Origin of the sequence: Bacillus sp. V3B, from assembly GCF_024494465.1 — a bacterium.
Taxonomy (GTDB): domain Bacteria; phylum Bacillota; class Bacilli; order Bacillales; family Cytobacillaceae; genus Bacillus_BD.
In genome coordinates, this window is the sequence record NZ_JAETXM010000002.1 from 36,777 (window position 1) to 58,237 (window position 21,461).

19 protein-coding genes, 2 pseudogenes and 4 riboswitches are annotated in these 21,461 nt (G+C 36.6%); of the genes and pseudogenes, 1 reads left to right on the plus strand and 20 read right to left on the minus strand.

Annotation, left to right across the window (positions count from 1 at the left end):
• Positions 1-25: 25 nt before the first annotated feature.
• The 20 genes and pseudogenes from cobJ to metE all read right to left on the minus strand — a co-directional run bounded on the left by cobJ (position 26) and on the right by metE (position 19,426).
• Complete coding sequence (gene cobJ / locus JMM81_RS04600) at positions 26-1,639, minus strand: precorrin-3B C(17)-methyltransferase (protein WP_256240356.1); 1,614 nt, start codon at positions 1,637-1,639, stop codon at positions 26-28.
• Positions 1,640-1,847: 208 nt separating this feature from the next.
• Entirely contained in the window at positions 1,848-2,681 is an 834-nt protein-coding gene (locus tag JMM81_RS04605) for an energy-coupling factor ABC transporter ATP-binding protein (RefSeq protein ID WP_256240357.1), read from the minus strand.
• 25 nt (positions 2,682-2,706) lie between these two features.
• On the minus strand, positions 2,707-3,489 hold the full coding sequence (cbiQ, locus tag JMM81_RS04610) for a cobalt ECF transporter T component CbiQ (RefSeq protein ID WP_256240358.1): 783 nt from the start codon (positions 3,487-3,489) through the stop codon (positions 2,707-2,709).
• Positions 3,476-3,781, minus strand: coding sequence for an energy-coupling factor ABC transporter substrate-binding protein (locus JMM81_RS04615; protein ID WP_256240359.1), 306 nt, complete (start codon positions 3,779-3,781; stop codon positions 3,476-3,478). Before JMM81_RS04615 ends, cbiQ begins: the two co-directional genes overlap by 14 nt.
• A 1-nt stretch (position 3,782) precedes the next feature.
• Positions 3,783-4,544, minus strand: coding sequence for an energy-coupling factor ABC transporter permease (locus tag JMM81_RS04620; RefSeq protein ID WP_256240360.1), 762 nt, complete (start codon positions 4,542-4,544; stop codon positions 3,783-3,785).
• Positions 4,545-4,741: 197 nt separating this feature from the next.
• Positions 4,742-4,928, minus strand: a riboswitch (cobalamin riboswitch).
• Positions 4,929-5,168: 240 nt separating this feature from the next.
• Positions 5,169-5,355: riboswitch (cobalamin riboswitch) on the minus strand.
• Positions 5,356-5,999: 644 nt separating this feature from the next.
• A complete protein-coding gene (locus tag JMM81_RS04625; protein WP_256240361.1) occupies positions 6,000-6,389 on the minus strand; it encodes a YidH family protein in 390 nt (129 codons plus the stop codon).
• A 61-nt stretch (positions 6,390-6,450) separates the two neighbouring features.
• A complete protein-coding gene (locus JMM81_RS04630; protein WP_256240362.1) occupies positions 6,451-7,053 on the minus strand; it encodes an SAM-dependent methyltransferase in 603 nt (200 codons plus the stop codon).
• A gap of 126 nt (positions 7,054-7,179) precedes the next feature.
• Positions 7,180-7,956, minus strand: coding sequence for a sulfite exporter TauE/SafE family protein (locus JMM81_RS04635; RefSeq protein ID WP_256240363.1), 777 nt, complete (start codon positions 7,954-7,956; stop codon positions 7,180-7,182).
• Between the two features lie 53 nt (positions 7,957-8,009).
• Entirely contained in the window at positions 8,010-8,237 is a 228-nt protein-coding gene (locus JMM81_RS04640; protein WP_256240364.1) for a sulfurtransferase TusA family protein, read from the minus strand.
• 133 nt (positions 8,238-8,370) lie between these two features.
• Positions 8,371-9,502 (minus strand): annotated as a pseudogene (locus JMM81_RS04645) (MBL fold metallo-hydrolase); the annotation flags it as partial.
• A 108-nt stretch (positions 9,503-9,610) separates the two neighbouring features.
• A complete protein-coding gene (locus JMM81_RS04650; RefSeq protein ID WP_256240365.1) occupies positions 9,611-10,186 on the minus strand; it encodes a sulfurtransferase TusA family protein in 576 nt (191 codons plus the stop codon).
• Positions 10,187-10,233: 47 nt separating this feature from the next.
• Entirely contained in the window at positions 10,234-10,713 is a 480-nt protein-coding gene (locus JMM81_RS04655; RefSeq protein WP_256240366.1) for a DsrE/DsrF/DrsH-like family protein, read from the minus strand.
• 63 nt (positions 10,714-10,776) lie between these two features.
• Positions 10,777-11,004 (minus strand): sulfurtransferase TusA family protein, encoded by a 228-nt coding sequence (locus JMM81_RS04660; protein WP_256240367.1) that lies wholly within the window; start codon positions 11,002-11,004, stop codon positions 10,777-10,779.
• 86 nt (positions 11,005-11,090) lie between these two features.
• Positions 11,091-11,349 (minus strand): annotated as a pseudogene (locus tag JMM81_RS04665) (metal-sensitive transcriptional regulator).
• Positions 11,350-11,366: 17 nt separating this feature from the next.
• The gene (locus JMM81_RS04670) at positions 11,367-11,732 is read right to left on the minus strand and encodes a rhodanese-like domain-containing protein (RefSeq protein ID WP_256240368.1); all 366 of its coding nucleotides are present in this window, start codon (positions 11,730-11,732) and stop codon (positions 11,367-11,369) included.
• A 172-nt stretch (positions 11,733-11,904) separates the two neighbouring features.
• The gene (locus JMM81_RS04675) at positions 11,905-12,288 is read right to left on the minus strand and encodes a DUF302 domain-containing protein (protein ID WP_256240369.1); all 384 of its coding nucleotides are present in this window, start codon (positions 12,286-12,288) and stop codon (positions 11,905-11,907) included.
• 298 nt (positions 12,289-12,586) lie between these two features.
• Positions 12,587-13,054, minus strand: coding sequence for a flavodoxin domain-containing protein (locus JMM81_RS04680; RefSeq protein WP_256240370.1), 468 nt, complete (start codon positions 13,052-13,054; stop codon positions 12,587-12,589).
• Positions 13,054-14,094, minus strand: a complete 1,041-nt coding sequence (locus JMM81_RS04685) for a ribonucleotide-diphosphate reductase subunit beta (protein WP_256240371.1) — start codon at positions 14,092-14,094, stop codon at positions 13,054-13,056. Before JMM81_RS04685 ends, JMM81_RS04680 begins: the two co-directional genes overlap by 1 nt.
• Before the next feature lie 56 nt (positions 14,095-14,150).
• Complete coding sequence (locus JMM81_RS04690; protein WP_256240372.1) at positions 14,151-16,439, minus strand: ribonucleoside-diphosphate reductase subunit alpha; 2,289 nt, start codon at positions 16,437-16,439, stop codon at positions 14,151-14,153.
• 170 nt (positions 16,440-16,609) lie between these two features.
• Positions 16,610-16,808, minus strand: a riboswitch (cobalamin riboswitch).
• A gap of 326 nt (positions 16,809-17,134) precedes the next feature.
• The gene (metE, locus tag JMM81_RS04695) at positions 17,135-19,426 is read right to left on the minus strand and encodes a 5-methyltetrahydropteroyltriglutamate--homocysteine S-methyltransferase (protein ID WP_256240373.1); all 2,292 of its coding nucleotides are present in this window, start codon (positions 19,424-19,426) and stop codon (positions 17,135-17,137) included.
• Positions 19,427-19,578: 152 nt separating this feature from the next.
• Positions 19,579-19,778, minus strand: a riboswitch (cobalamin riboswitch).
• 208 nt (positions 19,779-19,986) lie between these two features.
• On the opposite strand from metE, the gene JMM81_RS04700 reads away from it, so the two are divergent.
• Positions 19,987-21,213, plus strand: a complete 1,227-nt coding sequence (locus JMM81_RS04700; protein ID WP_256240374.1) for an MFS transporter — start codon at positions 19,987-19,989, stop codon at positions 21,211-21,213.
• Positions 21,214-21,461: the final 248 nt, after the last annotated feature.

Below are 21,461 nucleotides of genomic sequence, written 5' to 3' on the forward strand. Positions count from 1 at the left end.
AGATCAGACTCCTTTTTTATCATGGTTAATCCCCGCATGGAGCAGGCTCGATTTCAATGACAGGAGTTATATCTTTATACTGAAACCCTTGAGTCTGCCTGACACGTTTAAAATATTTAAAAAATCGTTCGTTCGGATGGCCTTTTTCTTTGTATTCAAGAATAAGCTTTTCGACAATCGTTACAATCTCTTCTGGTTCGATCCCTTCTGCTACGATTTGACCAGGGTGAGCCGTTCTACCGACTGGCTTTGCACCGATGAACAAGTCAAATTTCCCTTTGCGAAAAACAATCCCAATATCCTCATTCACCGCTCCGTAACAAGCCATGCCACAGCCATTGAACCCAAGCCTTAGTTCTTTTGGCAGCTTCATTCCGCCTAGGCTGTTTTCAATTTCTTCCGCATATGGGATTGGATCTTTCTTTTCTCCATCGCAAAAATCACATGCTTTCAATTGAAAAACATCGCCAACAGGGGATAAAGATAGTCCTACGTCCTGAAGCGCTCTTGTGATCGCACTTGGATCATCCGTCGGTACTGTTAACAGTATTTGGTGGTGTGGCGTATACTCGATTGATCCTTGTTCACCAGCCACTTCAGCAAGTGCAACCAGCTGCTGCGGAGTGAATTTTTTGTTTGCCACTCCAGGACTTACAGCAAGTTCAAAAATCGATTCCACCTTTTGTTGAATAGGCTGAATGGATTCTACTTTATTCGGTCCATCTAGTAACGTTAAGGCTTCCATTGCTAATTCCCGTGATGAATGTTTTTTTTTACTAGAAGCTTCGCTAGCTTCTTTCTCTTCTTGTCCTTCATGAAGTGCCCACGGTTCATTTTCTCTTCTAAGACGTTCATGCGGTTTTAATGGTTGTTCTGATTCTTCTAACGTATATTTCCGTTGATATCCTCTTGGCGTGATCATCAAGTTATCATAAAGAGACGTTGAAGTGTTCCCAATGATCACTGTTGTCAGCATGCCGATCTCGTGTTCTAGCATTTCCCCTAAATTAGTAATCACAACATTCTGACTGTCACGGAAGGCACTTTTTACAAGACCAACAGGAGTTTGTGGTGAACGGTACTTCAAAAGAATCCTTTGTGCTTCCTCAATTTGCCTTGTTCGCTTGCCGCTTTTCGGATTATAAAGAGCAATGACAAAATCAGCCTGCCCTGCTGCTTCAATTCTTTTTTCAATCATTTTCCATGGTGTCAAATGGTCACTAAGACTGATCGTACAAGAATCGTGCATAACGGGTGCCCCAAGAAGGGCTGCACATGAATTGATAGCAGAGATTCCAGGAATCACTTCCACTTCTACACCTGTTTCTTTATTCCAGCCTTTTTTGATCAAAACTTCGTAGACAAGTCCTGCCATTCCATATACACCAGCATCTCCACTTGAGATAACTGAAACGTTCCTTCCTTCTTCAGCGAGTCGGACGGCTTCTTGAGCACGACCAACCTCCTCAGACATTCCCGTACTAATAATTTCTTGATGGGTCAACAATCCCTCAATAAGATTCACATATGTTTTATAGCCGACAATATAATCGCTTTCTTTAATGGCATCCTTTGCTCTTTGCGTAATATGATCAACACTTCCTGGACCAAAGCCAATAATAAGTAACTTTCCTTTCAATGTGCATTCCTCCAATTTCTTTTCATGTATGACTCTTCTAAAATCTAAAAAGAATTCTTACATGCTAGTGTACTTTGTTGAAAACAACCATTTTAAGTTTTCCATCTATTTCATGACAAGGACGCTTGGATGTTTCAAAGAGCATGAACATTCTTATATCCATTCACATCTAGCACTCTTTTTGAACAATCATGGACATTCAATGCTGTTATAGCTTTTTCAATAAATCAAACAAGTCCTTTTTTGTTTTAGGATAATGACCCGCCATTCGATCGTTTTTTTGTTGCAGTTGGTCAAAAACTTCTAAAATCCATGGCTTTTCTAAATGACTGAGTTGATTAATTTCTTCGTCTTGAAAAGCATGAAACGGGTCTCCTTGACAAACAATTCGCCCCTCATTCAGGATAATGACCTCATCTGCCCATTCATAGGCAAGGTTTACATCATGTGTCGATAAAAGGATGGATCGTTCCTGACTATGCACATCATCCAATAGCTGCATCATTTTCTTTGCATAATAAGGATCAAGCCCTGCTGTTGGTTCATCTAACACCATTAAAGTAGGATTCATCGCAAGAATCCCTGCAATGGCCACTCTCTTTTTTTGACCGATACTTAGAAAATGTGGAGGCTTATCCTTTAGAGCTTCTGTTTCTGTCAACAACATGGCTTGCTTAGCCGCTTCTTCTACCATTTCAAGGGATAAGCCCATATTTTTCGGACCAAATCTAATATCCTCATAAACACTAGGTGAAAAAAGCTGTATATCTGGATTTTGAAACACAATCCCGACATGCTGACGCAATTTTCGAATTTCCTTACGTTTATAGGAAAAAGGTTCACCTTGGAATTTAATTGCTCCATCTGATGCTTTTATGACTGCATTTAATAGAAGAAACAAAGTTGATTTACCTGCCCCATTATTGCCAAGCAGGGCAACTTTTTTGCCTAGCTCAATGTTCAACGTAATATCCTTTAATGCAATCGTTTTATCAGAATATTGATAAGAAACCTTTTCAAGTGAAAGAATGGGTGGATACATCGCAATTACTCCCTTAATCTATTTTTCATTTATTCGTTAACATATAGATGATGAATAATCCTGTTAAAAGCAAAGCGATCCCCAACCAATGTGTTTTTTTATACACTTGAGTCCATTCCACGTCATACAAAGCTTCTTCACCACCACGACAATCTAAAGCAATTTGAAATTCCTTTGCGGAACGCAGTGTTTTTATTAAAAGACTAACAATCAATTGTCCAAAGGATGAGAAACCAGTGCGATAACTCTGATATCCAAGTCTCATCGATTGGGCCAGATAGATTTCACGTGACTTTTCTAAAAGCACAAAAATAAAATGATACGTAAAAACAGCCAATTCGATAAAGAGTGAAGAGACTTTTAATTTTTGTAGTAACCATATGAGCTGCGTAATGGGTGTTGTTAAGATTATAAAGTACATACAACTCACACTCGCGATGACAGGAAAAACAATTCCGACACTCTTAATCACATTGGATGACGTAATAGAAAGTTTCCAAACTCCTAATTCCAATTGCCATAGTGAATCAACAGCCTCTTTTCCAATGGGTACGATTGAAACTATGATGACGACCACACTTGTTAGCAAAAAGAAAAAGGGTGCAAAAAGGAGTTTGACATAATAGCGTAATGGGATTTCTGCTTTCCTGACAATGATGGCACTCATTACAAAAAAGATAATCGTCGAAACCCATACACTTTTACTCCATAGTGAAAATAATAGTAAAGAAAATGAAAAGACTGCTTTTTCAACAGGATGTACATCTCTTAACGCATTCGTATAGGCGTATTGATCAATGTTTAACATCTGGAAGCTTGCTCTCTACTTGAGAAAAAATCTTTTTCCTAGCATGGCCATATCCGATGACATAACCAATTACGATAGCACCAATGGCTGCCTGCAAGGAAAATAGCAAGCTTTCAATTTCACCACTTGGTGGCTCCCACAACGACTCAAACCATGGCTCATACTGTGGTGAAATTTCCACAATGACTTCTTCTGCCTGACCGTCTGCGCCGCCAAATTCAGCACCTTTTTGTATAAATAAAGGAATGATTGCGAGTATGATGACGAGTAAAGACAAAATTAAATTTTTCATACTAGTTCAGCTCCTTCATGTTAAGATTTAATAGTTTGATTTCAGCAATATTGTATTTTCTTAGTAGATTCATAACAATTACCGTTAAAAGCCCTTCACTAATAGCTAACGGAATTTGAGTGATTGAAAAGACACTTGAAAATTTTACAAAAGAAGTGATGAATCCCCCTACTTCTGAAGGAAATGCAAGTGCTAGTTGGATCGACGTAATCATGTATGTACTTAAATCGCCAAGCATCGCTGCAAGAAAGACACAGATCGAGAAGGATAGGTTCATTTTTCTTCCTGATTTATAGACAAGATAAGCTAGTAATGGTCCGATGACTGCCATTGAGAATGCATTGGCTCCAAGTGTTGTTAAACCACCGTGAGCGAGTAACAATGATTGAAATAATAGAACAATCGTCCCTAAAACCGTCATCGCAGTTGGGCCAAATAAAATCGTTCCGAGTCCTGTACCTGTTGGATGTGAAGTACTTCCTGTAACAGATGGAATTTTTAATGCGGACAATACAAAGGTAAAGGCTCCGGCTACACCCAGTATTGGTTTTAATTCAGGATTTTCTTTTATTTGCCTACGTAGCGAACGCATTCCGACTACTAAAAACGGGATGGTTAGACACCACCAAAAGATGGCCCATCCTATTGGTAAGAAGCCTTCCATGATATGCATCGCATAGGCTGGTTGAAGGGAATTCGACCAGAAATATGCGGTGAATAGTGCTACAGCTATAAAAGAAATCCATAGCGGTTTTTTACTCATTTTTATTCCTCCTTATGAAATAGGTAACATGTATATAATTACTGCAGATGGGTCTACAGGTGTTAACCATTCTTATGTTGGTCTATGCTATTTTTAAAAATAAAAAAGCACCCCTATTGATAGAGGTGCTTAAAAAATGCATGCGTAAATAAAGCATTTTTTTGGCATCTCTACCTATGACCCGTAGGTATTGATTGAATAATATAGAAACAAAGGCAGATCTCCTGACTTAAGTTCATCATTTCGCTGCGCCTTCCCGATTTAATCTCAGTGGCATTTTGCAACGAAACTTCCCATTACAGTGGCGGGACCGTGACGGATTTTCACCGTGCTTCCCATTTAAGTATGGTTTTTCAACCACACACCTTTGTTTAGTTTTGTGATGTATTTATAATGTTATGACAATAGAAAGGCTACATCGACATTTAATCGATTTCCCCATTATCCCAACATATTGTCTTAAGAAATTCTAGACATTTATTGAGTTTACAAACTAATTTTTTTTCGTATATGCTATTTTCCAAATAAAAAAGCACCTCTATTGATAGAGGTGCTTAAAAAAATGCATGCGTAAATAAAGCATTTTTTTGGCATCTCTACCTATGACCCGTAGGTATTGATCGCGTATATATGTAAACAAAGGCTGGTCTCCTGACTTAGGTTCATCATTTCGCTGCGCCTTCCCGATTTAATCTCAGTGGCTTATTGCAACGAAACTCCTCATTACAGTGGCGGGACCGTGACGGATTTTCACCGTACTTCCCATTTAAGTATGGTTTTTCAACTATACACCTTTGTTTGGTTTCGTGATGTATGATGTTATGATCGTAGCAGATCTATATCAACATTTAATCGATCTCTCAATTATCTTGAGATATCGTCTTCAGAACTTCTAAACGCTCATTCAATTCACAAGCTAATCTTAAACGATTATTTTCCATTCAGCAAGTATAATCTAGTGACATATCCATTTTCCCTTTTTTCAAAAAAAACTTACAATTGTGACATTAGATAAGTTTTGTCTCACTTTCTCCAAGGCAACGCTAAAGATAATTGTTGATATTACTCTAAACAATTAAATGGGACTGAGCGATAGACCTTTGTCCCTCTTTTTATAAGAACTCTCAGTTAGTTGATTTCCCGTTACGGTATTTGGACTACCCTGAGTTGATGTACTCGAGATCAATTTCATATTGGAGCAATTTCTCACCTTTTAATCTAAAAGATATTTCACCTAAATCCTTTTTATATAAGGTTTTTCAAATATATTTATCTACCTCTCCATAGGGGTCCTGGTTCTAATGAGACAAGACATATACTTCTCTATATGCAAAGTTGCTTCACTCAAGCCTCTTCCATCTCATTGTATGAATACAAAACAGTGTTAAGAACAATAACTTTTACAAATATTCGACGAAAAATAAAGAAACGATGCCCCGCAGCAATTTGTATCTATCACACCATTAAAAAATAAGCACCAAAGACTAGTGCAATCATGATGATAAAAACACCAAGTGTAATAACGGTTATTTTAGATGTTTGGAATGTCTGATTATTAATAGCATTAACTTTTTTTAAATAGGAGACTATAGCCATAATAATTGTAATAATACCCATTCCTACAGAAGAAATTCCAATCATATTGGCTAATAAATCTCCTGCAGGAGAAAGACTTAATTTCATTGTGAAATGCAAATTTGTGACAAGGAATCCAACGCCAATAATCGCAATAGCTGTCCGTATCCAAGCTAGAAATGTTCGTTCATTTGCTAGATGCTGCTGAATATATTTTGAATCTATGGTTGGTTTGTTATGATCCGATTCTCTAGAAATACTTTCACTCATGAATATGACCACTTTTCTATTTGATGGGATTCGTTAGATTTCACTACAATCATTCTCTTTTTCAAACGTTTGGCTTTTGTCCTACAAACTGAATGACGTGTGCCAACCCTTTATGGAGGTCCCCTTCATGGCGTTCAACCTCCCCCATAAAAAAGTGAACAATTCGCCAATCTGAAAAAGCTTGTAGAAACTCTTCTGGAGTATATAACAATTCGATATCTTTCGGGCCTCCACTTTGATAGGGAACTTGGTGAATGGAATATACTTCCGTTATAAAATATCCACCTGGCTTAACGGCTTCTTTCACTCCCTGAAGTGTTTTCTTACGTAACTCTGTTGGAAAATGACCAAAAATACAGACGAGCTCATCCCATTGTTCTTTTTCCCATTGAGCTTCATTCAAGTCGACAAGTTCTGTTTTTACTGTTACACCATGGGTATCAGCAAGCCTTTTCGTTTTAGCTAGTCCCGATTCTGCATAATCCCAAGTAGTGACGTTCATTCCTTGTTGGGCTAAAAAAACAGCGTTCCGGCCTTCACCTTCCGCAATAGCCAAAGCATCACCGGATAATGAAAGTTTTTGCTGAACCTCTGATAAAAATACATTTGGTTCCGTTCCATATACATATTTCTCATCTTGAAATCGAATATGCCATTGATTCATCGTCTAATCTCCTTTCAATAAATACAGTACAACATGATTTTTTATTTTATCATTGGAAACGATGTGTTACAAAAAGTCCGTTTTTACTCTTAATCAAATTTCAAGAGGGATAGGCTCACTATCCCTCTATAATATATCCATCCAAATCTTTATGGCTGTTGCAAGGATTAATAGTGCTAAAATGACTTGTAGCACTTTTGTATTGACTTTCTTCCCTGCCATCGCTCCAAGTGGTGAAGCAATTAAACTAGCAACCACCATGATCAATGCCGGGTAATAATCCACTTGTCCTGTCGTAATCTTCCCCACCGTTGCACCAATGGATGAGAGAAAGGTAATCGCTAATGATGATGCAATTGTCATTCGTGTCGGAATCTTTAACACGACTAGCATGATTGGGACTAATAAAAATGCACCTGCTGCCCCAACAATACCCGCTCCAACTCCGACGATTAAGGCAAGTGAAGAAGCAATCCATTTATTAAACTTCACCTGATCAAGAGGAATATCGTCAACTCCCTTTTTCGGAATGAACATCATTACAGCAGCGATTAATGCTAAAATACCATAAATTAAATTAATCCCACTCTCTGTCATTAACTTTGAACCATATCCACCCACAAAACTACCAATTAAGATACTGGCACCCATATAAACAATTAACGTTTTATTTAAGTATCCACCTTTTCGATAGGCCCAAACACCACCAATTGTTGCAAAAAACACTTGAACAGCACTAATTCCAGAAACTTCATGTGCACTAAATCCGGCTACACCAAACAATGGTGGAATATATAAGAGCATGGGGTATTTTATAATGGAACCACCAATTCCTAGCAACCCTGAAATATATGAACCTATGAATCCAATTAAAAAAATCGTAATAATAAATGCAAAATCCATAATTCTCCCCCCCCCTTTAGGAAAAGGGAACCAGTTTAGGTTCCCTTATTTTATTAACCTTTTTTTATCCAAAACTTCAACACATCGTTTTCTTCTTCATGTTTCAATAATTCATGTCCGCCTGATTTTGTCCATGCTGTAAGATCATTTTTTGCCCCTTTATCGGTTGTATGAATCTCTAACACTTGACCTGCTTCAAGCTCAGTAATCGCCTTTTTTGTTTTTACAATCGGCATCGGACATGCTAATCCTTTTGCATCTAACACTTTTGTTACTTCCATAAAAAATCTGAGGCATCCGCCGGAGGCTTTAACTTTATTCAGCTAAGGTTTGAACCCCCACTGAATTTCATAACGATTACATTCATCCCACCGCTTATAGAAGTGAGAGATTTCTACTGAATAAAGTTAAAAATTATCGAACCGCACAACGATTTGGTCCAATTTCCATTTCACGCTGTTTCTCTTCATCAGGGTTTATTTTCCCCATATTGGTTTGACGAATTTCTTGATAGGCATTTGGCTGTGGTGGTAAGTTTTCAGTTACTAGTTTTCTAAATTCATTTTCATCTTCAATGTTTAATCCATGATTATTTGCATATAGCGCACCTAATTTTTCAGATACACTACCATCCTCATTTAATTCATCGATAATCATAAAGTGTGCTGGTAGAACAATGAGTTCTTGAGATAATTCTTTATAACGTGTATATAGACTTTCTCTTAAATCACCTACCCAATCTTCCGCCATACCCGCAAGGTCTGGCCGCCCAATTGAATCAATAAATAAGATATCTCCTGATAGTAAGAACTTCTCATCAACAACAAAGGATGTTGACCCAATGGTGTGACCTGGAGAATATAAGGCATGAATATTGATGGCAGTGTTACCAATTGTCACTCTATTTCCATCTTCTAATGGTTGGTACTCAAACGTTACTTCCGTAGCATCCTTTGGTGGTAACCAGTATGTTGCATTTGTTTTTTCAGCGATCATTCTTCCACCAGAAATGTGATCAGCATGTAAGTGTGTATCAAAAACATGAGTAATGCTTGCTCCGATACTTTGGGCAAATTCTAGGTAGATGCTAGTCATTCTTGTTGAGTCAATAAGAGCAGCCTCGCCGTTTGAAACAACCATGTAAGATAAGCAACCCTTACCGATACGAACAAACTGATAGATTTCCCCTCCATCTTTTAAATCCCCAACTTTAACAGGTTCTAAGTGTTCACTCCACGCTTTCATTCCACCTTTTAAATAAGAAACGGAAAGACCTTCCTCGGAAAGTAGCTCGGCAACCATGATAGATGAACCCTCTTTTGCACAAACAACTAAAATATCTTTATTAGAAGGGATTTTATCCATAATGCCTTCCACACCATCAAGTAAATCAAAGTACGGAACATTTAGATAATCAACGTTTTCTCCTTCAATTTTCCAATCTCCGAAATCACTTTCGTTCCGAACATCTAGAATAAATAATTCTTCTTTATTAAATACTTTTTGTGTTACTTCTTTTGAAGTCATTTCTTTTACAGTCACCCTTTTTACCCCCTTACGTATATTTTTAGTTAAAAAAATAATCTATTTTATTAAATGATTTCTATTACGTCTGTCTCTTTAGCAAACTCTAAAAACATTACAGTTCCCCTACTTACCGATTAATACTAGTAGCTTCCCCTGACCACTGACTCATACCTGGTAAGACATTAATGACATTCGTAAATCCGTTTTCTGCTAACTTTTGTGCAGCAAGATCACTACGGCTTCCTGTACGACATACAACAAAAATTTTATCGTCCTGGTTTAACTCATTAAAACGACCTTCTAATTCCCCTAAAGGAATAGAGATGCTATTTGGAATATGGTTAAATGCATATTCTGCCGCTTCCCTTACATCAAGAACAACAATCTTGCCAGCTTCTTTTAATTTCTTTTCCAACTCTTCATTATTTATTACATCTGGATGTTTTTTCTCAATGGTTTCATCACTAGATGACTTTCTTAAATAATGCTTTAACACATCTCCCTCTTCAAGCGTCCCTAAATAGTGATGTCCAGTTCTTTCAGCCCATGCTTGCATATCAGCCTTTGATCCTTTATCTGTTGCTTGAACTTCTAAAACGTGACCCGCCTCTAAATCATTCATCGCTTTCTTTGTTTTCACGATAGGCATTGGACATGCTAATCCTTTTGCGTCTAACACTCTATTTGCTTTCATGTTCCCCATTTTAGAACCTCCTGAATTTTTATGTGGGGGAAGCTCCCCTTAAGAAATTAGATAAATAAGTTTACATTTCCATCTTCCGCATCAGCTAAATAGGCTGCGACACCAGCGTATTCAATCTGATCCAACAGTTCTTCTTGTTGCAGACCTAATAAATCCATTGTCATCGTACATGCTACTAATTTAACTTCTTGTTCTTGTGCCATTTCAATTAACTGAGGTAGAGTCATCGCATTATACTTTTTCATCACACCTTTAATCATCTTAGGACCGAAACCAGCAAAGTGCATCTTTGAAAGTCCCATTTTATCTGCCCCTCTTGGCATCATTTTACCGAACATTTTTTCCATAAATCCTTTTTTAACGAGAATATTTTCGTCTTTACGTAAGGCATTTAACCCCCAAAACGTGTGAAAGATCGTTACTTCATGATCATAGGCAGCTGCACCATTTGCAATAATATAGGCCGCCATTGCTTTATCATAATCACCACTAAATAATACAATTGTTGTTCTTTTCTTATCTGCCATAATTTCCTCCTGAATGAATATTTTTTACTATTACCCATATAGGTATATAATCTGCTAAAAAAATTAACCTTTTTTAATCCAAAACTTTAATACATCATTTTCTTCTTCATGTTTCAAAAGCTCATGTCCGCCCGATTTAGCCCATGCAGTAAGGTCGTTTACAGCACCTTTATCGGTTGTATGAATCTCTAATATTTGACCTGATTGTAATTCATTGATCGCTTTTTTTGTTTTGACGATTGGCATTGGACATGCCAATCCTTTTGCATCTAATAGTTTATCTACAGTCATTGTAATTCCCCCATATAAATATTGTTTACCATTACCCCTATAGGTATATTAATAAAAGATTAAAAGAATGTCAACCCATAAGTTTTTTATCTACTTTTTACCAGTAGGCTGACAGCTTCTTTAATTAATTCATTCGTTTTTTTCCATTTTTTTCAACATCTAGAGCACATTCAACTAAGTTTGAACTTACAATTACACCTATTGTTCGATCTACTGCTGAGCGAACAGCTGACAACTGGTAATGACATCTTTACACTCTTTATTTTCTTCTATCATTTTTAAAATCCCTCTAAGTTGGCCTTCCATTCGCTTCACTCTATTTTTAATCGGATCATGGTATTCCATTAGAAATCTCCTTTCTATTATGCTGTTTTTTGTTTTACTTCTTGTGTACATATACAGTCCGTTAACGTATAGCCCATTACCTTACACCCTTTATTTTTAAGAAAACGAATACTGATGTTTTTCTCTAGACGATTTGAAGCCACTACAATAATTTTTGAATTGGACACCTCGTGAAAATTTCTTTTTAAATAGGCTACTGGAATATTAATAGATCCTTGAATCGGATCTTTATAGGATAAATTATAGTCTCGTACATCCACAACTTTTATTAGATCACCGTCCTTGTTTAGTGAACGTATGCATGGAACTCCCAAAACAGGAACATATCTTCTATAAATAAAAACAAAGATTATACTTAGTAATATCGTTATTGAATAAAACATTGAAACCTCCTTCATCACGCTTAAAGAAACTTACTAACAAGGATTATAATATACCCATATAGGTATATTGTCAATATCATAATTTTGATCATAAAAAAAGCTGACTCTAAAATCATCTTTCAATGATCTTTAAGTCAACCTTATTTATACGATTCTTTTATAACGAATCTGATTAAATACTTTTATCAATGCAATGAACCAAGCGGTCTTCAATGTCTTTAGCAAACTGTTTCATTTTATCATTATTTAACATACTAATAAGAGCCGTTGGTTTTGGCATTCCCATTTTGGTTTGTCCATTATTTTCGTAAACAACGATTTTACAAGGTAAAAAGTATCCAGCGAGTTCATTTTCATTTAATACTCTTTGTGCTTCATGTGGATTACATACTTCAAGCACTTTAAACTCTTTTTCAAACTCAAGCCCCTTTTCTTGAAGTTTTTCTTTAATATCAAACATCCATAAGACGCCAAATTTTTCTTCTTTTAAGCTTGCTTCCAAGCTTTGGATTGCTTCTTCAATACTTTTATCCGTTTTAACCGTATAATCAAACATATTGTAGCTCCTTTTCATTTTATTTCAGGTTAATTGTAATAAGTTCTATTCGTTTTAGATCAGGCAATATTTGTCTCTTTAGCGTCCAGAATTTTATTTACAGTAACCTCCATAAACAATTCCCCTTTTCAAATTATTATCTTTCTAATTTATTAATCCATGCATTTCAAGCAATTTCTTTTATTCTTCAATGATCCACTGTTCAACGTTCATCTGTTTCACTTTTCTAAATGATGATAATTAAATATGTATTTTAGTATCACACTTGAAAATTGCGCGCTTTCACACAAAATAAAAGCTATTTCCCTCGCAATTCTAGACCAACCCTTTTTCTACTTGCACGTTTTAGCATTAACTCTATAAATTTGTGACACCGCTCCATGTCGCTCCTTTGTAGCGAGAGTTCTACCTTTAACGTGACTACAAGATCGGTTTGAACATACAGCATATCCCTAAATCTATTAACAGCTCCACAAAACTGTGGGTAAAAACGATCTCCTGTGCCTACAATACCTGTTAGCATATGTTTCACTTCCTGATTTTCAAAGGCTTCATATAAAGGGATCATTTCTTGTGGGATTTCCCCGTCTCCCCATGTATACGTACCAATGACTACCAGATCATAGTCCATTAGCCTAGAGAGTGGAAACTGTTCTACTTGATACAAGTCCACCTTTACAAAATGGATGAGGAAAAGCTCGTAAACATAGTTTACAAGCTCCTCTGTGTTCCCAGTTCTTGACGAATAAATGATGGCTATTTTCATTATAATTCATCAAATCCATTTGATTGCGTCACCTTTGAATAGGTACGTGACTTTTGCTCAAAGAAGTCTGATTTTGTGTCATTGATCATTTCATCACTAAAAACGTGAATCCATGGCATTGGATTATCCCGATCTTCATACAGATTTTGGAGTCCAAGCTGCCGTAACCGTTTATTTGCAAGATACTCTACATATCCATTAAACTCTTGCAAATCAATTCCTTCGATCTCTTGCAAAATAACATATGCCCATTCTTTTTCAAGTTCAACTGCTTGGCTAATGCTTTGGTGAATATAATCAATATTCTCTTTCGAATTCATTTCTGGATTTTCCGTTAACAGGATGCGAATAAATTGCGAAATAAAGTACGCATGCTGCATTTCATCCCGTTGTATATAGCTAATCATTGTGCTTGTTTTCAACATTTTTTGCCTGCGGGCTAGATTATAAAAGAAGGCAAAACCAGCATAAAAATAAATGCCTTCTAGATTGATTGAATTGACCGCAAGCTTAAATAAATTTTGTGGTGTTGGATGATTCCGAAAACTTTCATACGCATCTAAAATAAGCGAATTCCGTTTTTGAACGATTGGATCACTTTTCGCTTGATTAAAGCGTGCATTTTGCTCACTTAACGGGACAAGTGAGCTTAAAATATACGAATACGATTCATTATGGACCGCCTCTTGCTGAGAAATAACGGCAAAAATTGCTTTGAAACTCGAATCTGTCACATAATCCATCAATTGACTCATCGTTGGCGTTTGTAAACTATCAAGTGAAGCAAGTTGGGTATTGACTCGCAAAAAAACATCTTGTTCGACAGGGCTCAGGAGATCCCATTGTTTAATATCATCCTGCATATTAATCTCTTGTGCTTTCCAAAAATTCGATAACAGGGTTTGATAGTAATCATACATTTGTGGATACGCAATATCATTCCAGTTTAAGAGTCCGGAAGATTGCCCGTTAATAATGCCTGTTGATTTATTAGGAAACGCTGGATTCAGCAACTTGATTTTTGTTAAAACTTGATTCATAAAAAAATCCCCCTATGAAATTGATTATTGCCTATTTTTTCAACGTACAAAGCAGATCAGCTATGACAGGCTTCGCATTCTGCGACCTCTGCTTGAGATGTACTGCGAACATAATAGGTCGTCTTTAGGCTATTTTTCCAAGCTTCCATATGAAGATTCAACAAGTCTTTGGCCTTAATATCGTGTTTTACATATAAATTGAAGCTAATCGCTTGGTCGATATGACGTTGTCTTGCTGCATTTTGCTTAATGCTCCATACTTGATCCAATGCATGTCTTGCTCGGCGGTAATAGTTATACGTAATATGATTCAAGTCTGGAGCGGTCACTTTAAATTTGAAGTTTTTCTTTTCTTCTGCGTATTCCACCGAATAAATCGGATCGATTCCGTCAGTCGAGCCCCCAATTTTAGCTGTTGAGGAATTAGGAGCGACTGCCATTAGCCAGCCATTACGAATACCCTTTTCTGCTACTTCTTCTCTTAACATTTTCCAATGTTCTGATGAATAGCCCTTTCGTTCAAAATACTGACCTGTTTCCCATTCAGAACCGACAAATTGACTGTAAACACCTTTTTCAGCCGCGAGCTCCTTGGAAGACTGAATCGTATAAAACGCAATCTCTTCATATAATGTATCTGTAAATTGGACAGCCTCTTCTGATTCCCAATGAATGCCTTTTAGTGCTAAAAGATGATGCCAACCAAATGTCCCTAATCCTATCGCTCGAAATTTTTTATTTGTTTTTTCAGCTTGTCCAACGGCTATCGTATTTAAATCAATCACATTATCTAACATTCTTACTTGAATTGGTATTAATCGTTTGAGCACATTGTCTGTTACTGCTTTTGCCAGATTAATAGACGATAAATTACAGACAACGAAGTCTCCTGGCTTCCGAACGATAACCAAGTTTCCTTCTTCATCCTCATATTCTTTTACAATCGTTGTGGCAGACATATTTTGGGCAATCTCCGTGCATAGATTACTAGAATAAACCGACGTACGGCCTTCGCCCCGTACATGTTTGTTTGGATTTTGCCGATTGACTTCATCACGATAAAACATATATGGTGTGCCTGTTTCTAACTGGGCAACCATGATTCGAGCCATGATGTCCATAGCACGATACGTTTTACGTGGAAGAAGTGGATGATTTACTGCCTCGTTATATTTTTCGGTGAAATATTTTTTATCACTTTCATCATAATAATCTTCAAGTCCCAGCGGATTCCCGTTCTCATCACTCCAACCCATGATCTGTTTCACTTCATGCGGACAAAACGTATGCCACTGCCCAATACTTCTCCCATTCTCATCCACTTGCTGTAAGGTTTCCATAAAAAGATCTGGAACAGTTACTCCCGTGAAAATGTCATGTGCTTTCCGACGCTCATCTCCATTATTTGTTTTCAAATCAAGAAAACCATTCATAATATCTTTATGGAATAGATCAAGATAGATGGCAATTGCACCTTGTCGCTGTCCAAGCTGATCCACACTAACGGCGGTATCATTAATTAACCGAATCCATGGCACAACACCAGAGGAATTCCCTTTGAACTTCTTAATATCTGAACCGAGTGCACGCACTTTTCCATAATAGATCCCGATTCCGCCACCATCTTTACTTAGTCTAGCAATATCCCAATTATTTAAATAAATGCCATCAAGTGAATCTTCTACTGTATCAATAAAACAGGAGGAGAGTTGACCAAAGCTTTTCCCTGCATTCGCTAGTGTCGGTGTGGCTACCGTCATATACAAGTGACTCAATGCCCAATAGGCTTCCTTTACTCGTTCTAAACGATTTATTTGTTTTTCATCCTTCATTAAATGCAGCGCAATAATCATAAATCGTTCTTGTGGCAACTCATATACATTCCGATCGTGATCCCTCGCCAAATAACGATCCGTAAGTAAAAATAATCCTATGTAATTAAAAAGATGATCTCGATCAGGAGTCATTTCTGCCTCTAATTCTTCTATTTCTTGTTTCGAATACGAGTTTAATAAAACCTTTGAATAGATTCCCTTTTCCGTCAATATTTTTATCAACTCATAGAAATCTCCGTATTTTTGAGAAGGATCATATCCCCTATTTGTAGCAGCCTGATCATATAATTCATTCAAATAAGCCTGCGCAGCCACAAATGTCCAATTTGGCTGATCTATCGAGATGTTATTTAATGCGTAAAAAAGAATCTGTTCGTTTGCTTCCTTTTCAGTTCCTTTTAAAAGTGCTATTCGTTCCTTGATCTCCGTCGCATCTAAATCATATTTCTCTGCTGCTTCCTGAATCGCTTCTAAAACGTGAGATAGTTCTTTTTGTACAAATGATCCCATCTTTTCATTTCCCCCTAAATTGATTTCGTATTCTCTTTTGTCTCATAAAAAAATCCGCTCAGGGATTTGAGCGGATGAAATGATAATGTCAAAAAAGAACATTCAAAAATAAGAGAATGAGAATTCTTCTAGGACCCCTCATTTCATCTTCTCAATCCCCGAAGAAGTTGAAAATCTATTAAAATAAGACAGGTCTCCTGACTCATGCTTCATCCTACTCTAAACCCTTCCCGTATAAGTACCTAAACATTAAGCCGTCTTATACAGTGGTCCATTTATTTCGTCAGCATTTACAGTTGCGGGGGCAGTTTCGGCTTTTAACCGAATTCCCTTTTAAGCGAAAATCGCATCTTATTTTAAGTTTATACAATATATAGTTGTTAAAATTAATTATTCAATCTATATGTAGAAATAACTATTATTAATAGTAAATCATTTAGGTTTATTTTACAAGTACTATTGAATTTCGTATTGATTACTACTACCTTTACACTTCCAAACTAAAAGCTGTCCCAGCCTTTGAGGCACATATGAAAAAGCAAACCTCGAAAGGTCTGCTTTTTTCAAAATATACATTTGACGGTATATTGAATATTTTTTCATCTTACTCAACTAATATGCTAACCAAGCTAGTTCCCCATTTATATACTATATCATTTGTTCTTTTTTAATCTTTTCACGATACGCTTTTTCTATTAAGCCATAAAGTGAGTGTAGTTCAAAACGCTTCTTTTTGTTTTCGCTACTTCAACCATTACTTTTAAAGCTGTAATGGTTTCCTCAATACCACGTGTTTTTAATCCGCAGTCAGGATTGACCCAGAATAAACGGTAATCTAGTACTTTTAAGGCACGTTCTATATTTTGTGATAACTCTTCAAATGTCGGTACACGAGGACTATGAATATCATACACACCAAGTCCAATTCCTTTATGGTAATGATAAGCTTCAAATGAGCCGATTAATTCACCGTGACTTCTGGATGTCTCAATGGAGATGACATCTGCATCAAGGGCATCGATCGCTTCAATAATATCCTCAAAGTTTGCATAGCACATATGTGTATGAATTTGTGTCTCTTCTTTCACAGACGATGTGGATAATTTAAACGCATAGACAGCTGTATTTAAATAGGCCTCTGTTTTTTCTTGTTTTAATGGTAATCCTTCTCGTAAAGCAGGCTCATCGACTTGAATCATACCGATGCCATTTGCTTCTAATGCTTCAACCTCTTGACGGATCGAAAGGGCCAATTGGTTTAAGACATCCGTGCGACCGATATCATCACGCACAAATGACCAGTTTAAAATGGTCACAGGACCTGTTAGCATTCCTTTTACAGGTTTTGTGGTCAAGTTTTGAGCATAAACAGTTTCTTTTACTGTCATCGGTTCCCTTAAGAAGACATCACCAAAAATGATAGGTGGTTTCACACAACGTGAACCGTATGATTGTACCCAACCATATGTCGTAATCGCAAATCCAGCTAATTTCTCACCAAAAAATTCGACCATGTCTGTTCGCTCAAATTCACCATGAACGAGTACATCCAAACCAATTTCTTCTTGAATGCCGATCCACTTTTTGATTTCCTTGTTAATATATTGCTCGTATTGTTCGTTCGAGAGTTCACCTTTTTTCCATTTAAGACGCTCCCTGCGTACTTCTTTTGTTTGTGGAAAGCTCCCTATCGTTGTTGTTGGAAGAAAGGGTAAATTCCAGCGTTTATCATGTAATGTTTTTCGTTTACTTGCTTCGACACGAGTTGTTGAATAGTTCAATAAGTGGATTAATGCCTCTTGTACTTCTTTCACATTTCGAAGAGGAGAGTGATTTAATACGTTAACTGCTTGATCGCACTTTATAAGCTCTTCAATAGCACATTCCTGTTTTGCAAACTTTGTTAACAAAACGACTTCCCTTAATTTTTCATCTGCAAAAGATAGCGCATCTTTTACAATCGATTCAAGGTTTTGTTCATTTTCCACCGTCACAGGAACATGAAGTAAACTGCTTGACGGCTGAATAATGAGACGGTCGGCATCCACGATATTCGTTAATGTTTCAATAAGTGTTGCTTTTTCTCGTAAAGGAGCTTTCCAAATATTTCGTCCATCAATGACTCCTGCTGCCAATATTTTATCTTCTGGGAAACCAATTGATTGTAAATGAGCTAAATTCAAACCATCATCATGAACAAAATCAAGGCCAATTCCTGCAACTGGAAGCTGAACGATGGCTTCGTAACGTTCAATGCTTTCAAAATAAGTTTGTAGAATGAGCTTTGCATTTGGAACTTCTTGATTAAATGCCTCATACACTTCAGTGAACTGATGTAATTGTTCATTATCAATCGATTCCACTAAAATAGGCTCATCGATTTGTATCCACTCAGCACCAGCTTCTACTAGTTGCTGTAATACTTCAATGTAAAGTGGCACAAGTTCTTTTAATAATTCACTGCGTTTTTGTTCACTAGATCCTTTTGACAAGGCTAACAAGGTAATGGGGCCTAAAATAACAGGTTTACCATCAATCCCTAATTTCTCTTTTGCTTCTTTATACAATGTTAATGGACGATTCTCGACTAACATAGGCTGTACATCTTCAAGCTCTGGTACAATATAGTGATAGTTCGTATTGAACCATTTTGTCATTTCTGAAGCGACTTTTCCTTTACTCCCTCTTGCCATTTCAAAATAGGTTTGTATGGATAATTTATTCTCATCTGTCTTAAATCGTGTAGGAATGAGACCAAACATAACGGCTGTATCTAAGACATGATCATAATAACTAAAATCACCAACGGGAATAAGATCAATTCCTTTTTCTTGTTGTTTCTGCAAATGAGATAAGCGAATCTTTTCCATCTCGCTGTCGAATTGTGCTTTCGTTATGTCTCCTCCCCAAAATAATTCTAATGTTTTCTTCCATTCTCTATTTTCACCAATTCTCGGATAACCTAAATTTGAACTTTTGATACTCATAGTGTTTCCTCCATTTCATTATGATTGATCCCAATAAAAAAAGTCTCTCTTTACAAGAAAGAGAGACTAATGATAGACATAGTTAACTAGAATTGAGACTCAAAATGAGTTTCAACATATGACCACCACTCCTCCCTATTTTCGCGTAGGTAATAAGCGCAAAACAATAGGCAGGTCTCCTGACTTAGGTTCATCACTTCCTATCCCCTTCCCATTTCCTAATGAAATAGTGGTTCATGATAGGAGGCTTCCCATAACAGTGGCGCGACCGTGTCGGATTTACACCGAACTTCCCTTTTAAGCGAAAAGCATGATACTTGTTGCTTTTAACACCTATTGCTCGAACATTATTTTTTTGTATATGTACGTTAAAAATGAATTAAGTTTAAGGTTATATGATCTAGTCTATTTCCGCAAGTTTTTTTTTCATTCAGATAAGTCTTGCTAATCATACCTACAAAGATTATTTAATTATTTTTATTGATATTAGAATTTTACAAAATATCCGAATTAGGTCATAATAAAATATGTATTTCATCTTATTTTGAAGGGACATGACCATGAACAACGTGAACGATACAGGATTGCTTAGATTAAAAAACATCAATTATATTACCTTTATTCTATTTTGGACGGGTCTCGTCGTTTTATGTTCTTTATATGCGACGATTCCTTTATTATCTATATTTGCTTCAACCTTTGACCTTTCAGCTAGTCAAGCTGCATGGGCAGGAAGCATATTTTCCATTTTTTTCGCAGTGGGCTGTTTATTTTTCGGTGTAATTTCTGATCGGTATGGGCGAAAAAAAGTGATGGTCTTCGGTTTACTTTGCTTTTCGATTGTGACATTTACCATTGGTTTATCCACTAGTTTCAACCAACTTCTTATTCTCAGAGGGATTCAAGGAGCCGCAGCCGCAACATTTTCACCTGTAGCACTTACCTATGTAGGAATCATGTTTCCTGACAAGAAGAAAGTAACCACGATTGGAATTATCAGTTCAGGGTTTTTAATGGCTGGAATTGTTGGGCAATTGCTTAGTAGTTTCATTGAATCCGTGTTCAATTGGAATATGGTCTTTTACCTTTTAGGCATCATCTATATCATAACAACGTTTTTTCTATTCATCATTTTACCGAATGATAGCATAAAGCAAGAAAACAAAAGTATTTTTGCTGTTATTAAAAAATTCAAAATACCTTTCACGAAGAAAACACTTATCTTATGTAACTGTATTTCTATTATGGTCCTCCTTTCATTTGTTGGCATGTATACATCACTCGGTCATTATCTACAAGCCAATTTTGGATTCAACGATCAGGAAATTTTTTATGTGCGGGCTGCTGGAATATTGGGTATGATCTTATCTCCTCTAACAGGAAGATTCGTTCAAAAATTCGGCATGAAAAAGGTTCTTCGTATGGGACTATTTTGTTCCATTATCGGTTTATTTTCGATGGGATTTAGCAATCATTTAGTTATCACGATTGTGATGAGTGTTCTCTATGTATGTGGAATTGCGATCGTTGTACCATCTATGCTAGCTTTAGTCGGACAATTAGGTGGAAATGAGAAAGGAATCGCCACCTCCATTTATACGTTTATTTTATTTATCGGAGCAAGTATCGGTCCACTTATGGCAACTTTAATCTTAAAAACAGGCAATACTACCCTTCCATTTATCGTTTTTGGCTGTATTCTGACAGTGGGCTTATTGATTACTGCTCCGATTTTTTCATCAACTAAAAAATCGAGTACTTCAAAAGTGAGTTCTCAATCTCTTTAAATTAAAATGAATAATAAAACGCCGTTCCATTTTCGGAACGTCGTTTTATTATTCATTATTTAGGAATCTCTATTTTTTATAAACAGTGTTAAGACACTTATATTTTGCAATAATGGAATTCGTTATCTTATCAAAGATAACCTAGCAATATTGTTGGTAAAGTTATTTTACTAGGACGGCTATGTGATTCATGATATTTTCAAGTACGTTCTCTAAGTTGGAAAGCATTGAATCAATATCTTCTTTCG